Source organism: Bacteroides sp. DH3716P (assembly GCF_025914115.1).
Taxonomy (GTDB): domain Bacteria; phylum Bacteroidota; class Bacteroidia; order Bacteroidales; family Bacteroidaceae; genus Bacteroides; species Bacteroides ovatus.
The window spans coordinates 3,125,241-3,140,468 of sequence record NZ_CP083673.1 but is presented as its reverse complement, the minus strand read 5'-3'; the positions used below and the strand labels follow the sequence as shown (position 1 = coordinate 3,140,468).

The 15,228-nt window shown below is 40.4% G+C and carries 11 protein-coding genes; 2 read left to right on the top strand and 9 right to left on the bottom strand.

The genetic code is table 11. The annotated features are described in order from the left end of the window. Nucleotides 1–9 precede the first annotated feature (9 nt). Both pbpC and KQP79_RS11530 read right to left on the bottom strand, forming a co-directional pair. Nucleotides 10–2,454, bottom strand: a complete 2,445-nt coding sequence (gene pbpC / locus KQP79_RS11535) for a penicillin-binding protein 1C (protein ID WP_061448517.1) — start codon at nt 2,452–2,454, stop codon at nt 10–12. A 149-nt stretch (nt 2,455–2,603) separates the two neighbouring features. After that, nucleotides 2,604–8,234, bottom strand: coding sequence for an alpha-2-macroglobulin family protein (locus KQP79_RS11530; RefSeq protein WP_195310589.1), 5,631 nt, complete (start codon nt 8,232–8,234; stop codon nt 2,604–2,606). Nucleotides 8,235–8,334: 100 nt separating this feature from the next. Here KQP79_RS11530 and KQP79_RS11525 point away from each other — a divergent pair, with 100 nt between their 5' ends. Beyond that, nucleotides 8,335–8,736: an FKBP-type peptidyl-prolyl cis-trans isomerase gene (locus KQP79_RS11525; protein ID WP_004315996.1), complete on the top strand. Its 402-nt coding sequence runs from the start codon at nt 8,335–8,337 to the stop codon at nt 8,734–8,736. A gap of 14 nt (nt 8,737–8,750) precedes the next feature. On the opposite strand, the gene KQP79_RS11520 is transcribed toward KQP79_RS11525, so the two are convergent. From KQP79_RS11520 to KQP79_RS11505, 4 genes are all read right to left on the bottom strand, one after another. Further along, the gene (locus KQP79_RS11520) at nt 8,751–9,137 is read right to left on the bottom strand and encodes a LytTR family transcriptional regulator DNA-binding domain-containing protein (RefSeq protein ID WP_061448519.1); all 387 of its coding nucleotides are present in this window, start codon (nt 9,135–9,137) and stop codon (nt 8,751–8,753) included. Between the two features lie 167 nt (nt 9,138–9,304). Next, nucleotides 9,305–10,417, bottom strand: coding sequence for an AraC family transcriptional regulator (locus KQP79_RS11515; protein ID WP_061448520.1), 1,113 nt, complete (start codon nt 10,415–10,417; stop codon nt 9,305–9,307). A gap of 128 nt (nt 10,418–10,545) precedes the next feature. Further along, on the bottom strand, nt 10,546–10,908 hold the full coding sequence (locus KQP79_RS11510; protein ID WP_061448521.1) for a DUF1622 domain-containing protein: 363 nt from the start codon (nt 10,906–10,908) through the stop codon (nt 10,546–10,548). Between the two features lie 71 nt (nt 10,909–10,979). Beyond that, a complete protein-coding gene (locus KQP79_RS11505) occupies nt 10,980–11,576 on the bottom strand; it encodes a hypothetical protein (RefSeq protein WP_061448522.1) in 597 nt (198 codons plus the stop codon). A 312-nt stretch (nt 11,577–11,888) separates the two neighbouring features. Between KQP79_RS11505 and KQP79_RS11500 the strand changes: the two genes are divergently transcribed. Then, complete coding sequence (locus KQP79_RS11500) at nt 11,889–12,440, top strand: hypothetical protein (protein WP_061448523.1); 552 nt, start codon at nt 11,889–11,891, stop codon at nt 12,438–12,440. 393 nt (nt 12,441–12,833) lie between these two features. On the opposite strand, the gene KQP79_RS11490 is transcribed toward KQP79_RS11500, so the two are convergent. The 3 genes from KQP79_RS11490 to KQP79_RS11480 form a co-directional block, all read right to left on the bottom strand. Further along, a complete protein-coding gene (locus KQP79_RS11490; protein ID WP_061448525.1) occupies nt 12,834–13,811 on the bottom strand; it encodes a glycosyltransferase family 92 protein in 978 nt (325 codons plus the stop codon). Between the two features lie 59 nt (nt 13,812–13,870). Next, nucleotides 13,871–14,014 carry a hypothetical protein gene (locus KQP79_RS11485; RefSeq protein WP_155728200.1) on the bottom strand — a complete coding sequence of 48 codons (144 nt, stop codon included), beginning with the start codon at nt 14,012–14,014 and terminating at the stop codon, nt 13,871–13,873. 63 nt (nt 14,015–14,077) lie between these two features. After that, entirely contained in the window at nt 14,078–15,226 is a 1,149-nt protein-coding gene (locus tag KQP79_RS11480; RefSeq protein WP_081104645.1) for a radical SAM protein, read from the bottom strand. Nucleotides 15,227–15,228 lie beyond the last annotated feature (2 nt).

Sequence of the window (15,228 nt, the reverse complement as noted above, 5' to 3'; positions counted from 1 at the left end):
ATAAGATGTTTATTCGATGAAGAAAGTAGTGGAAACTGTGTTGCCTTCTCCGTCTACTGCCGTCAGGGAATGTTTGCCGGGAGCGGGTTGCAGGGAAATTTTGTGGAAATCCTGCGTCTGTGTCTGATAAGTGTCGTCAAGATGCCAGAAGATAGTCGCATTGGGGTTGCTGTGTGCCAGTTCGACCGTGAGAAACCCTTTACTGCCGTCCAATTGTTTGGGCAACTTGATATGGGCGTTCATAGGAGGGTAGATGAACTGCATGGATTGGAAAGAATCTTCTCCACAGCCGGCTTTGAAAGGTGGCAGTGGTTTGTATTCCGGATGGTGCTGCTTATAGTACCACTCCCATACAGGTGGCAGGGCAAACCATGATTTCTGAATGGTAGGTTCGGTATTTGCACAGTTTTCATAGATGCGGTGGCTTTCGTCAGCAGATAGAGTGACGAGATGATGGTAAGGACAAGCCTCCGTCCGTAATCCGGCGGGAAGAATTAATACGGTATCAGTTTCTTCACAGAAACGTCCTTTCAGATGACCGGACTGGCGGCATATTTCTGCATCAACGAAAACGCCTGTGGGACGTTCGAACCACGGTGAAGAAGGGAGGTAACTGAATATATCGAATAATACAGGACCGGCTGTTTGTGCACCAACCAATCCGGGCTTTCCTTCTCCGGTTGCATTGCCTACCCATACGCCTACTGCATAGCGCGGAGTCACCCCCACTGCCCACGCATCACGGAATCCGTAGCTGGTTCCGGTTTTCCATGCGATAGTTTGCATGGATGGAATTGATTTCCAGTCAATCTCTTCGGGACGGTTGACTTCTGTTAAGGCGGAGAGGGTGAGCCAGGCTGCTCCTGCATTAGCCGAAGTGGTTTCTTCTGAATCCTTTTCTACGGATAGAGGACTGGAGTTACTTTGTTCTCGTTTTTCCTGCTTGTTATGATTGCTTTTATGATTACGGTTTGTTTGCTTCGTATCATTGTTTATTGGCTCTGTATTTTCTGTTTCCAGTAGTATCTGTGCTTCCTTTCCTTGAGATACGGTCGGGGAGGGGCTATTGCTGGAAAGGCTTCGTCCCATTTGCGCATAGGCATTCGTTACATCCCATAATGTTGCTTCTGCACCTCCTAAAATCAGTGACAAACCATAATGAGAAGCCGCCCGATTGATAGTCTTGAATCCCATCTGTTGCAACAAATGGTGAAACTTGGGTACTCCATATCTTTGTAACATGGTTACAGCCGGGATATTCAACGAACGGGCAAGGGCTTCGGAAGCGGGGACTGCTCCTTCAAACTGCATACTGAAGTTTTGAGGAGTAAAGCCGTTGATATTAACCGGTACATCCGGTAACAGCATTTTCGGTAATAAACTTCCTTCCTGTAGCATGGCATTGTAGAGAAAGGGCTTTAAAATACTGCCTGTGCTTCTGGGAGCTTGGATCACATCTACCTGGTTTCCTCCTTGTTTACGGTCGAAATGTACATTTCCGCAGTATGCTACTACTTGATTGGTGGGAATGTCGATAACCAGAATTGCCAGGTTGCGGATATCACTTCGATTAAACTCGTTGCTCCACCGTTCTGCCAAACTCTCTATGTGGGTTTGTATCCCTCTGTCAATAGTTGAACGGGTATATAGCCCGTTTCTTTCCTGATAGAAACGACTGACTAGGTGGGGAGCTATTTGAGGAAGCGGATGCGGCTCGTCGGGTAACGGTTCGCTGACAGCTAATTCATAGGTGGATGCGTCGATAATCTCTTCTTCAAGAAGTTGCTTTAATAGACGGTTGCGTTTGGAAAGCAGTGTCTTTCGTCCTTTGGATAGATGGATCATGGCAGGGGCATTGGGGAGGACAGCCAGCATGGCCGATTCCGCCCATGATAAATCTTCGGCAGAATGACCGAAGTAACGCCAGGCAGCAGCATCCAATCCTACAACATTTCCTCCGAATGGCGCATGAGAGACATACATGGATAAGATTTCCTCTTTGGAAGTCCGAAATTCCAGACGGGTAGCCCATATCATTTCAACGACTTTCTCTCCGAGAGTTCTAGGTTTGTTCCGGGCGAGACGAATGGTTTGCATGGTAAGGGTACTTCCTCCGCTTACGACACGTTTGTTCTTTAAATTTTGATAGAGTGCCCTTCCGGTAGCTAACGGATTAACTCCCCAGTGGTGATAAAAGTGTTTGTCTTCAAAGGTGATGAGGCATTGCTTGATTTTTTCGGGTGTTGTCTTTCGGGGAGGAAACCGCCATTGACCGTCCGATGCGATACGTGCTCCCAATAATTCTTCATTTCGATCAGTCACAACGGTAGAGTAGGGTACATGAAACAGTTGCCGGGGAAGGCAAAAGATGTATCCTATTATCAAAAGAGTAATGCTTATAGTCATTACTTTCTTAGTGACAGATAATCGTTTGAAGAATTTTATAGGATTCATTTAAATATTAAAAGCTAAGAGACATATCTTTGTGACAAATGATTAAGTACGAAATAATAAGGTACGAAATAATTAGGCACGGATTACACGGATTACGCGGTTTAAGTGAACGAGTAGAACCGTGAAATCCGTGTAATCCGTGCCAAATATTATCGGCTGACAGTTGTTCTTCCTGCTTTGCTTCGTGCCTGTACGTTTACATCATACATTGCTTCACATTGAACGGCAGGGAGAATAAAGTTACCGGCATAGGTCGCTTGTAACCTGACAGTGAATACCTTTGTCTCACCGCGGCGCAGATTGAAATAGGTCAATACCCTGTCATCACGTATATCCTGATAGCTGTACTTGCTGACTGATTGACCGGAGCCGTCGGCTGCTGCGTTTTCCGTTTCGGGAGCAACCATTCTTTCATTGTATATTTCCCAACCGGACGGTATGATATGCGTCAGTGCCAGATTAGTGTAATCGGAAGTACCGCTGATATTGGATATTGAGGTGATAGCCATAAAGTCAGTTCCCTGTATGATGTCATTGACAGAGAGCGGTGTACCGTTCAGGTTAGCATATCTTATATCCATGCGGAGGTTATCGCTGATAGCCGGTAACGTATCGTTTAATAACTGCGTACGTGTGATAAGGTCTACGCTAAGCGCTCCCTTTCCTTGATTCTTCACAGAAACGGTGCCGGATTTTGGAGTGGTAGCGATCTCTTTTTCAAACACAGCTTTGGCTGATTTTACAGCAGGTTGCTGTTTATCGTTCCATGACCACACAAAATCCAGTGTGCCTGACAGCTTTTCTGCCAGACGTCCCATTGCCATCAGAGCAAAAGCGGTAGATTGTGTACTGAACCAATCTTCTTGTGACAGATTCTTAGAAACGACTTTTGCTTGTTGTAAAGCATCCCGTTCCCGGTTCATCAGGATGAGTGTTTCCAAAATCATTGCTTCGTCACGATCGGAAGAACCGTAAATCTGATTCATGGAAGAGTAGGGGTTCACCGTTGTTTCTACATTATACACAAGTTCTTCAGCCGGTTTCATCTTTCCGGTCAGTGCGTATGCGGCTGCCAGTCTCCATTTGGCCTGAATTGATAATCCGGTCTGTTCTTTCATTCGGTTCATAGCTCCATATTCCGGTACTCCTGCCAATGCAAGGGTATATAAACGGAAGGCTTGTTGCAATTCCGACTGCCATTGCTGCCAACCGCTTGCCTCCTGTGGCATACGCCAGTTTTGTGCGGCTGCACGTTGGAAGCGCTTCCACTTGTTCAGTACATTCGCATGAACGGCATATCCTTTTTCTTGTGCCAGCGTCAGGAACATTCCAGCATAAGAACTAATCCATTCGTCGGCAGCAGCATTCCCCGGCCAATATACAAATCCGCCGTTGGGGAGCTGACGACCATAAATCTGCCGGATAGCTTCCTGTACATTCGTCTTTATCTTTTCGGCTTCCGTCTTATCTATCGTCTTGAATTGAGCGACAAACAGAAGAGGCAGAGCCTTGGAAGTCAACTGCTCCGTGCAATGGTGCTGATAATTGTATAAGAAGTCGAACCGACGGCTGATATCTACCGAAGGTATGCGGGATACTTCCAGCTTGATCTGATTATTTGTGGAAGAACTGCTTAGGTTGTATGACAATTCTTTGCTTTGTCCGGCTTCTATCCATTGACTGTTGCGCAGGGTTACTACCGGATTCGGATTGCGTACGTCTATTTCAATGGTTTCTTTGGTTTGTTGTCCGCCGCCATTTGCTGTCAGGTGGATCGTAGCCTTTCCGGTTTTGCTGCCTGTTTTTAAGGTAAAGAAGACAAGCTGGTCTCCCGGTTGGGTGAATTTGAGCGATTGTTGGTTAGCTCCTACAATCTGTACTCCTCCACCGGATGCCTGAAGGGATACGGTCACATTCTTCACTTGATTCTCCATCGCAAAGATATTGACCGGAACGGTAATTTCTTCCTGAATACTAAGCACGCGGGGCAAAGTAGACAACATCATCAATGGAGTCCGTACGAAGGCAGTCTTTTCCGCATTGCCATAAGCACCATCCTGTCCGGCAACCACCATGGCACGTACCGAACCCACATACATCGGAAGTTTCAATGTATGTGTCTGGCTCTTTCCTTTTCCCAGATAGAAAGGACCTATAAACTTGACTACCGGTTTAAAACGGTTTGCTTTAGCATCGGCAGGTTTCAACGTAGCGTCTCCTCCTGTGCTGAAAAGCGAACTGTAGCTTCCGGAAGAAGCTCCCAATACATTATCATACATATCCCATGTCCGGATGCCAAGCGCTTCGCGTGAATAGAAATCATTCCATGGGTCCGGTGTCTTGAAGTTGGTAAGATCCAATAAACCGTCGTCTACGATAGCCAATGTATAAGTCATTGGTTTCCCGCTCTTTTCGCTGACGGTCACGTTGAAGTTGGTTTCCGGGCGTAACACTTCCGGCATCTGTATCTGCGGTTGCAATACTGTCTGACTGTTAGTGACAAACACCGGAACAACGCCGTACATACGGATAGGAAGGTCATTGACTGTTTGTGCGTGAGGCTGTAACAGACTGATATGCAAATATACGTTCGGAGTCATCTCCGGCGTAATCTTGAATGTATATTTCGTATCTCCTCCGTTGGAAACTTCTATCCATTCCTGACGCAAAACTGTCGAACCGTTTTCAATGGATACCAGCGCACGTCCTCCCGCTGCCGCAGGAATGATGGCTGTGGCTGTTTCTCCAATTTCATAAGAATCTTTGTTCAGAGAGAAAGCAAGCATCTTGATGCCGCTAGGATCTGTTTTGCTCGAACGTCCGCGCCATTCCGGCCAGTCTATATAAACGGTTCCTCCGGTGGCATGTCCGCTCTCTTTGTCTTTTACGTAAACCAGGTAGCGTCCCCATGACGGATAATCGACGCGGAACTTGAAGGCTGCTTTTCCGCCTCTTGTCTGTAAGTTGCCGCTGGCAACAGGTGTGATGGAACTGTTGTTGATGTAAGTGCCAAAAGATTCACCGCTGTTCTCCCACCACCAGCTCCAGCCGACGCGGTATATTTTGTATTCCAGATTAGTACGGTTCACTAGCTGTCCCTGCGTGTTTACAGTCACAATATCGAATACGTGATCTTTGTCCGTTTCAATATATTTGCCTTTCGGTTGGTTCAAGTTGATACCGACGTAAGATGTAAATGGCGAGAACGGGATTGTTTGGGTATAGATGCTGGCATCTCCTCCCGGTTCGAATACACGGGTGGTGAAAGTTGCATTCAACATACCCGGTGCTTCGGTTGCGGTCGGAACTTTCAGTGTGACACTGGCTTTTCCTTCTGCATCCAGTGTACCGTCGAATACATCAGTTTTGATAGTTGTGAAATCCGTAGCCGGATTATTGAAGATATATTGTCCGTAATTCTTGAACTGTGTATTCACTTTAGATAAAGACATTTCTATTTTAGCTTTCAATTTGGAGGCAGTGGCTCCTGTCAACCAGGTTGAAGTGAGTGGAGCGTAGACATCCTTGTCCGTAGCTTGAAGAATCTTCGGCAATGCCAGGTTTATTTTCAAGCGGTTGGGTTTTATGGTTTCGATACGCAGACCTTTGTGGAAGGTGGTTCCTCCTACTTTAATATATGCATTCCAGAGCCCGGTTGGATCTGTAGCCTGTGTCGGAACGTCGAATGTATAAAATCCGTTCATTCCTTGCGTTGAAATCATTTTGGTGTAGAACTGTCCTCTCGGATTGTATATTTCCAGTGCTACGGGATGCTTGTCGGGGATTCTCTTTTCGCGGTCCTCCAATATAAAGGAAATGTGCAATGTGTCTCCCGGTCGCCATACTCCTCTTTCGCCATATATGAATCCTTTCAATCCCTTTTGAATATCTTTTCCTCCTACATCGAATCTGCTGACGGACTGCTCTTCACCGTCTACGACACGCACGTATGCCTTTTGCTTTTTCGATTCTGCCACGATAATGAAAGGTACACCCTTCGGAGTGATTTCAACGAACCCGTCTCCATTGGTCTCTCCCTTTCCTATGGGCTGTAACTGGAAGTTATATGCTGTTACTTGTGCTTTTCCTATCGGTTTGGTGTCCAAAATATTGCTTACGGCAATCCATAGTTTGTTCAGTGAATTCCGTTTTACAATCATTCCCAGATTGGAAGCAAATACATTACATGCAGCAATTCGGTCTGAATTCATATAATAAGATGGATGGCATGGATTGTCGCGTTCCGTCCATCGGTACACGCTCCAGTCCATTGTTCCTCCGTTGTAATAATAGTAAGCTTCGGGCGTATTCCAGATGGCTTCATCTTCTTCAGACAAGACACTTCCGCTTACTTTGGTCAACCCGTCGGATGTATTACTGTCGGCGAATTTCATATCCTGATTCTCGTTTCCTCCACAAGGATAAGCGGAGTATTCCTGACGGAATGAAAGTATGACACGGTATATGGCACCCGGCTCCTGATGGATCAACCCGGCAAGATCTATTGAGTAATCCCCCCAATGATGAATGTCTTTGGAAGCATCTTTGGCAAGCCATAATGTTTTCTTATAAACCAGCCTTCCTGAGCGGCGTAGCTCATTGGCTGAGGCGAGCGAATTGGTTTGCATGAACATCAATACATTATTCTCGAAGATACGGATCACACTCAAATCCACGGCATACAGATTGACAGCCCTGAAAGGAATAATCAGATTTTTCGAATCGGGCAGGATGGCGGCGGAGGTAGACATTTCTACTTGTGGTTTCAGACTAACTTCACTGAACGAGATCGTATGTGAAGTTCCCAGCGCTTTACCTTGACTGTCTTTGACTCCTTCATGGATATTCAATGTCAGTTTATTCTGCGTGTTTGCTTCGAAATAGATGAAGACTCTGTTCTCGTTAATTTGGAAGATAGATGAAGAGACTTCCGGAATCTCAATCAGTCCTTTTAAATCCTGGGTAGTGGATAAAGGAGCGGAGAAAACAATCTCAATTCCGTTTTCCGGTTGTTCAATGCGTTCGGCAGACATAAAACGGAAGCAATCTTTAGCCGGTATCAGCACTTCTTCGCTTTGTTTACGGTCGATACCAGCCGGGCTACCATTGGCTGTAATGGTTAATGGGTAATCATCAGCTTCTCTGGGTATTTGTCTGATGTTGAACTGATACCGGGTAAGGTTGTCTGTCGCGGTGACTTCTACCGGATAACTCTTCTTGCCATCGCTGGCAGTCAGCATCTTTTCCACTTCCTCTTTTTTCACTACATCGCTGAAGCGTATTTCTCCTTTAATATTTATTTCATCCGGTTGGGCAGCTGTAATTGGTAACGACTCCAACTGCAAAGTGAAGTTACGTTCCTGCACACGGAATGAGAAGTTGAACTCTTTTAGTTTTTTGTCCACTTCAATGAAGTCTCCAAGCCGGAAAGTTCCTTCGTAGAGCGTTCCCGGTTTCAATGCTCCTTCTTCCGGCACAAACTCAATGGTGTTGTTGCTTACCCAATATGCTTTTCCTTTTAATGAAGGGGAAAAGCTGAACGGATTGTTTTTTAACTCACTGTTCAGATCCACCATGGGTTGGTCATGGGTCAACTCTATGCGTATGGTTGAATTCTGTGAAATAACTCCTCCCGTATACGCATTTACATACGGTGCATAATCGGCAGAAGGAATGATGTCTTTTTGAGTACGTGTGCATGAATATAGGCCCACAGTCATCATGATAAGTAGGAGTAGTCCGGTAGCACTAATGCTACGTGTAGTCTTTGTTAGTCCCATAGCGATGAGTTTTTTTATAGTTCAACAAACAAATATACAGTTTTTATGCTAAATCCTTTGTTATTCTGATTATTTTTGCAAGTTCTTAATCAATTTATTTATGGGGAAAAAGAAAGAATACAAAGATGCCAATCGACGATTTCTGAAAAAGCTGTCATTTCAGGAAGGTGTTTTCGCATTGCCGTGTGGAATTTATTACAAAGTTTTGGAAACTGGTGAAGGTACGATTTCTCCGGGTGCGCGGAGTATTGTTACCGTGCATTACAAAGGAAGTCTGATTGATGGCCGGGTATTTGATAATTCTTATGAACGTACTTGTCCCGATGCCTTACGTCTTAGTGATGTAATAGAAGGGTGGCAGGTAGCACTTCAGAAAATGCACGTTGGGGATAAATGGATCATCTATATACCTTATGCAATGGGATATGGTATTAAATCTTTTGATTCTATTCCTGCTTACTCGACATTGATATTCGAAGTGGAACTGCTTGGAGTTGCATAGAGGTCTATATACGATCAGATGCATGGATATTTTTCTTTTAGCTTCTTCATAAAAGACTTGCTTACTTGTAAAAGTTCCATTTCGTTAAATGGAGGCAGCAATATGCAATTGTTGTCTTCAATCGAGGTCAGATAGCCTATATTGATAATGTATGACTGGTTAATCTGGATAAGATAGGGGTGCAGACTCAATATCTTTTGTGAGTTTGTATTTCTTTTTAGTGCTAAGATATGATTGTTATTTAATACAGCTTCCCATAGTTTGCTTTTGGAGTTATATCGGAAATAACCAATCTGTTCTAAATGGATTAGTTGTAAGTTTCCGGTTATTGTAGTATATAAGAAGATGTTTTTTTCTTGATCTTTTTCAGCGTTGATGTGATTGCAATTATCAATATTCATATTCTGTTTATCTTATGTATATAATTAGTTTATTGATGATGCTAACGTCGTAGTTTTATTTTGCTTCAAAAGTAACGGATTGGTTTTATCTGCAAAAATAAAAAGTGTCTCATTTCAAGAATGAGACACTTTTTACTATTAAGAATAGTGCTTCTTAAAAGGAGGTCTTATTGTTCTACTCTTTGATTATCAATGAATTTACTGGGTGATACACCATACTTCTCTGAAAAGTTCCGGTAGAAAGTGGCGCGGGAAGTAAAACCACATGCGAACATCAGTTCTTTCACGTTACTCTTTGGATTTTCGGCGGCTAACTGTCTGAAATATTCCAGCCGAAGATAATTGATGTATTCCCGGAAGCCCGTAAAACCCTGACTCTTGATTGCTGCTGAGATGGTATGTTCCTGTTCATTCAAAGATTTGGCTAAAAGTTCGATGTTATACCGTTGATCGGTATAGGGATGTTGTTCCTGAAGATAGGTTTCAATTGTTGAGAAAAGTGGGAGAGGCTGGGATCTTTTTTCAATTTGTGACATTATCGGTTCTTTCGTATTCTCTGCGTTATGAACCATGTCTATATGGTCCGAAAACGGGTTTTCGTAGCGTAAGTATTGTATGGAGAATAGGACCGTAAAAACGATTGCCATAATACCGAACAGGTTGAAAACAAATTCATTGATATTTAGAGTGAACAAGATATATATGCCTAAGAATACGAATAGAAAACCGATGAATAGATACATATTTTTATTCATTCTGCGGTAGGTTTTGTTATTCATCATAGGGTAAATGAGAAGAGCGAGCGGGGTAAAAACAGATAGAAGGAATATAAATATTCTAAGTTTTATGTCCATCTGATCGATGTTCGGAATGATTTCACCTATAGAATTAATCGGAGTAATATTCCCGTTAAAACCTAAATAACTGATTCCTACAGTTATTGTAATGATAGGTAATAATAGGAAAGTGAATACTCTGAAATGGTTCAGATACCCTGGCGATAAAGAAGCAATAGGGAATAAGGCTACGATATTGGCTAATGCATACCACTTGAGCATTTTCTCGATGTTGAGTAACTCTGTGAAGTTGTATTCCGGGGTGTCTGTGACAATTGTCAGCCATCCGATATTTTCCCATGAAAACATGATACCGATACCGGTAGCTATGATTCCCCAATATAATTTCGGATAATTGTCTTTGGCGCGTATGATAAGAATGATACCTATGATTAAAGCTATCAGATCGAGTGTAAGTTCAATAGACAAGTGTATTATTCCCATATTTCTGATGTGTTTCTATTCTTTGCAGTATATACGTAGGTATTTTCTTTTGCAAAGGTAGTCAAAAATAGAAATATTCGGTAATAAAAACACGCAGCTTTGGAGAAAGTTAGTAATGCTGACCTTTCTTATATTTCCTTTATTTCCTTAGATGAACCATCTTCTGCCAGTTCTTTAATCTCTTTATTCAAAAACACAGAAAGTACAGTTCTTACTACAACAACTCCGCCCAAGATTGCCAGCTCATCCAAAGTAGGATCAACTACAGTTTTCAGAATGTCGGATGCGATTAGAAATTCCAGTCCCAGCAAAAGGTAACTGCCGAAATCTGCTCTAAGCTGCCGGATATTATTAATGGTATAAGTTCCGTTGAACCGTTTTATCTCATTGCGCAGGAAGGCAACGAAACCAACGAGCACACCATAGGTCACAATCAGTAGACTGATGACACTGATGATAGTGGCGAGTGTATTTAAGAATGTGAGTAGCATTGTTGTATAATGTTTAGTATCTTTTATATAAACAAGTGAAGTTGTATATTAGTTCTCAAATAGATCTTTCGTTAGGATTGAGTTCTCAATCTAATTTGTGTATCAATAAAATACAAATCTCCATCTATTCCATAAAGTACATTATTGGGGACAGCGTCAAACACTTCGTAATCATTATTATGAAATTCATCTATGTAGTCCATTTCAAAACCAAGTGCTTCCATATAAACAATAATTTCATCTTCTGTAGCTTCACGTTCTGCTAATATATAAGGTTGTGTGAGGACGGCGCAGAACTCTTGTTGGCTGTTATAAGAGAAACCTATCATCTGATAGGGAACATTGCCAAAGAACTTGTTGTGTGCAGCAATGCGGATGAAGAAGTTCTCCAAATCATCGCCTGCGTACTCAAAGTTGTTCAGCTTTACAACTATATCTTCATTTCCTGTGTAGACTTCATTTTCTCCACCTTTACTTAAGAATTCTATATTCAAATTAGAGGGGGAAATCCATAAATCGTCTGAATTGGCAAATGAAATTAACTCTTCAATTTGCCTTCTCTTATAGCTTTCTGTTGGTCCAAACGTTCTTGTTGCTTCTTCTTTTCTTCTAATGAGGCTGGCTGCTTGCTCCATAATGCTATTGACTTGCGAGTACGCTCTATCCATTGCTTGTGAAATTCGTTGATGTATTCCATAATTTAATTGATTATGAGTTTATGCAAATATAGTTATTTGGTTTATTTCCAAGAAAATTTAGTTGATAAATTGTATTTATTTTATTCGCTATTAATGTGAAGTAGACTTTAATATCATGTCTTTCCTTTTGAAATTAATAATGGAATGTATTCTTTAATGGTTCCAATAGTCTTTTTGTGAAGAATATGCTACAAAAATATAGTCTAGATTACCACAGATAAATGTGAATTTATTAGTTGAAAACGATTTACTTTGTACGTTATAAACTTACATTATAAATAAATGGATAAAGAACATATTTCAAGAGATGCTTTTTTTGCAATCTATGACTTTTTAGATAATGATAATGGGCCACGATGTCTTATAGATGAATTAGATGGTTTCAGATACTATTTTTGTAGTTCATCTTGGATTGAACGTGCTACATTAGATGTTTTTTCAAATGGAGTTTATTTGGGTGAAGTTGACTCTAACCACAGAAGACATGGGATTGGTGTATATGTTTTTAATAATGGAGGCATTTATCTGGGAGAATGGTCTCAGGGTGAGAGAGATGGTAGGGGCTTTTATTATTCCGGCGGACAAGTATTCTGGGGTGAATGGAGTGCCGGAGAAAAGGACGGAAGAGGACATATTTGGCAAGTGAACTACGAATCGGAAGGGATTTATGCAAAAGGACGCGAGAAAACCAATATGTATACACGAACTCCACAAGGGTATAAACGCGGAGGAAATAGTAATAGTAGTTCTAACTCTTCTGGTGGCTGTTGCGGATTAATCGTGGGAGGAATTATAATCTTTATGATATTGAAATTTATAGGTTGCATAGATTGAAAATGTTATAATAATATGATACATTTCTTTGAATGTATGAAAGAGTAAATGATATTCATTAAGGTGTGTTTTTCTTTTCATTGTTTTTTAGTTCTTCCAAGTAATAGTTGAAGAAATTATGATTTAGAATATGGGAAATGCGTAACAATAAGTCGGAGTCTATGCTGGTTCGTTTGAATATTTTGTATACATTGGTTCTATCGCAGAATAATTTATTAGCAAACCACGTTATAGAGCGTTCCTGACGGTGTAATTCATCTTCTATTATTTGGCCGATATGTATCATATAACAATGTAGTTTGTTAGCAATGTTCTTAATATAGTAGTTTGTTTTACTTTTTACAAAGTTATGTCTATTTTGTTTTTTAAAGATGGTTGAGCGTGGATAATAAATCACATAAATGTAGTTGAATATTCACGCATTTTTAACTTGACGCTTACTATAAAACGAAATATGGTGTAATTAGACGAGGTGCAGTTCAGTTCCAACTTGTTGAGGAAATCTAAATTCTTCCATTTAGTGCCTTTTTCTGCACTCCCCTTTTCGTATTTGTGCTGCCAGCAATCATATGCCTTAGACCAATAATGGTTTATTTGAACTTTAATATCCTTTTTGTGATTGACCTTATGCATATTCCAAATAACGAACTTATAAAATGAATTAACGGGAGGAATTGTTATATTATGCCATTTTACATTGAATCCATGCATAGAGAATGGTTGTTCGTTTATGTCGAATAGAGTGTTGTAGAAAACTTTTCCTTCTGTGAAATATTTTTTTCTACATACGTGATATTGTTCTATAACTAATCGTGTGTAATCGTGGTGTAGTATACCGGAAGTGCCGAAAAGTTTCCAATATATCATGACAACAGGATAAATTTCATAATGTGCAAGTAAGTTATGAATGTTGGATTCTCTTAATGGACAAATAAATTCATCAATGTCAAGGAAACTGACCCATTTTGTTTCTGTGCGATAATGTTTATACCAATGCATATAAGCAGTGTTTTGCCCAGGATTATCCGGCCATTCATTTAGTGTCACTATTCCTGATTTAATATATGGGGATAGTACTTCCATATAATTGTCAGTAGAATTGTTTTGATAAAGGTAAAAATGATCTATACCTAATGTCAAATGATAGGTTAGCCACTCTTGTAAAAACGGAGCTTCATCCTTAAAAATAAGCACAAGAGTAGTTTGATATTTATAGATCGTTCGTTTTGGGGAGGTTATTTTATGTATGCTTTTTAATAGAATATGATAAAAAAGATTTATGAAAGGATATAGTATGTTTTTTGCATAATAGAAACGTCTGGGAGTCTGTATGCAATATTGGAAATTTGTATCTTCTTGAATAATTTTCATTGAAATTGCTACTTTTTAGGGTGTAACCGTCAAGTTACACCCTAGAGAAAGTGAATAAATCAGTCTCCTACTATGCCCGAACAGTTGGTGCACCAAGAACAATGTATAGTTACGATGTTCTTGTTTTCAACTTGTTCGTCTAGTTGTGAAGCAATAATTCCTTTGGCCTCTTCCAATGTCTGATAATCGAGTACTTCTTTCATGTCGATAAAAATTAAATTAAACAAAACCGTAATTGATATATTACGAAATTTAATGTCTAGTATTCAATTAAAATTGAATACATTGTTATGTACTAGTTCATAGCATTTAATAGCAGCTTTTAGTTTTAAGACTTCGTTTGCTGTTAAATGTTCTTTTTTTGCTATATAATATTGAATCTGAAAGCTGGATATGACTTGAGCTTCTGCTAATTGCATCTTGCATTTTGATAGGTTTCTATTTTGAGGGTTTCCTCTGTCTATCTGATTATAGCCATAACAAGTACGACATATATTGGAAATCAGGCATTTTCTACATTTGTCATTTATTAAACTGGCATCATCATGAAAATCAATATCTTTTAAAATTCTCTCTACCTCATTTTGCCCATGTACAATAGGTAGGAATAGATGACATGGATAGGAGATTCCGTCAGTATCATAAATCAAAATATCCGTTCCGACACCACAGTTTTTTGGGGGGATATTTAAAGGAGATAGCAATTTGCTGAAAGAGTAATCAAATGGCTGATCTGGTTCAAATTCCGGGTGTTTTAAGTAGAATCGGGCAATTTTCATCAATTCATTCTTGTAAATGGTAGCATCTTCCTGGTTCCATACTATTCCTTCTGCCAATGAACTGGGTACTTTATATCCTTTTAGGCTTAAATCGATAATTCCTTTGGAATAATAAGGTAATGTCTCTTGAGAAACGGTCATTTTAAAGTATGAGTTTTTCCAGTTCTTTGCAATATAATCAATGGGGATTTTTTTGAAATCACATCCCCGGTTGATATACTGCATATAATCATCACCATCAATCGAAACGACAATTCTAAATCCTTCTATTCTTTCTGCAAACCAGTGTAGCATATTGTCGGTGAATAATGTTCCGTTGGTGGTGAGCTGGAATATTAAAGGGAATGTCAAGTTTAAGGAGTCTGTCCATTCGTAAATATTTTGAATTAAATCAAAGTTTAATAAAGGCTCTCCTCCGAAAAATTCGATCGCTAATCTGTCTGAAGGTAGACGGTCTTTATTTGAAAAGTCTTCAAATTCTTTGTTTAGAATCTTTTGGGCTGTGTTTAAAGACATGAATTTTAGCCCTTTCGATTTGTATTTCTCAAAACAGTATACACAATGAAGGTTACAACTATGTGTTACCATTAAAGAACAAATTCGTTTTGTCGTATATTGGGGATTCGCTGTAATCATTT

What these genes read in the sequence shown, in the direction of transcription:
- pbpC (WP_061448517.1), bottom strand. Translation starts at nt 2,454, where the DNA reads ATGAATCCTATAAAATTCTTCAAACGATTATCTGTCACTAAGAAAGTA.
- KQP79_RS11530 (WP_195310589.1), bottom strand. Translation starts at nt 8,234, where the DNA reads ATGGGACTAACAAAGACTACACGTAGCATTAGTGCTACCGGACTACTC.
- KQP79_RS11525 (WP_004315996.1), top strand. Translation starts at nt 8,335, where the DNA reads ATGGGGAAAAAGAAAGAATACAAAGATGCCAATCGACGATTTCTGAAA.
- KQP79_RS11520 (WP_061448519.1), bottom strand. Translation starts at nt 9,137, where the DNA reads ATGAATATTGATAATTGCAATCACATCAACGCTGAAAAAGATCAAGAA.
- KQP79_RS11515 (WP_061448520.1), bottom strand. Translation starts at nt 10,417, where the DNA reads ATGGGAATAATACACTTGTCTATTGAACTTACACTCGATCTGATAGCT.
- KQP79_RS11510 (WP_061448521.1), bottom strand. Translation starts at nt 10,908, where the DNA reads ATGCTACTCACATTCTTAAATACACTCGCCACTATCATCAGTGTCATC.
- KQP79_RS11505 (WP_061448522.1), bottom strand. Translation starts at nt 11,576, where the DNA reads ATGGATAGAGCGTACTCGCAAGTCAATAGCATTATGGAGCAAGCAGCC.
- KQP79_RS11500 (WP_061448523.1), top strand. Translation starts at nt 11,889, where the DNA reads ATGGATAAAGAACATATTTCAAGAGATGCTTTTTTTGCAATCTATGAC.
- KQP79_RS11490 (WP_061448525.1), bottom strand. Translation starts at nt 13,811, where the DNA reads ATGAAAATTATTCAAGAAGATACAAATTTCCAATATTGCATACAGACT.
- KQP79_RS11485 (WP_155728200.1), bottom strand. Translation starts at nt 14,014, where the DNA reads ATGAAAGAAGTACTCGATTATCAGACATTGGAAGAGGCCAAAGGAATT.
- KQP79_RS11480 (WP_081104645.1), bottom strand. Translation starts at nt 15,226, where the DNA reads ATGATTACAGCGAATCCCCAATATACGACAAAACGAATTTGTTCTTTA.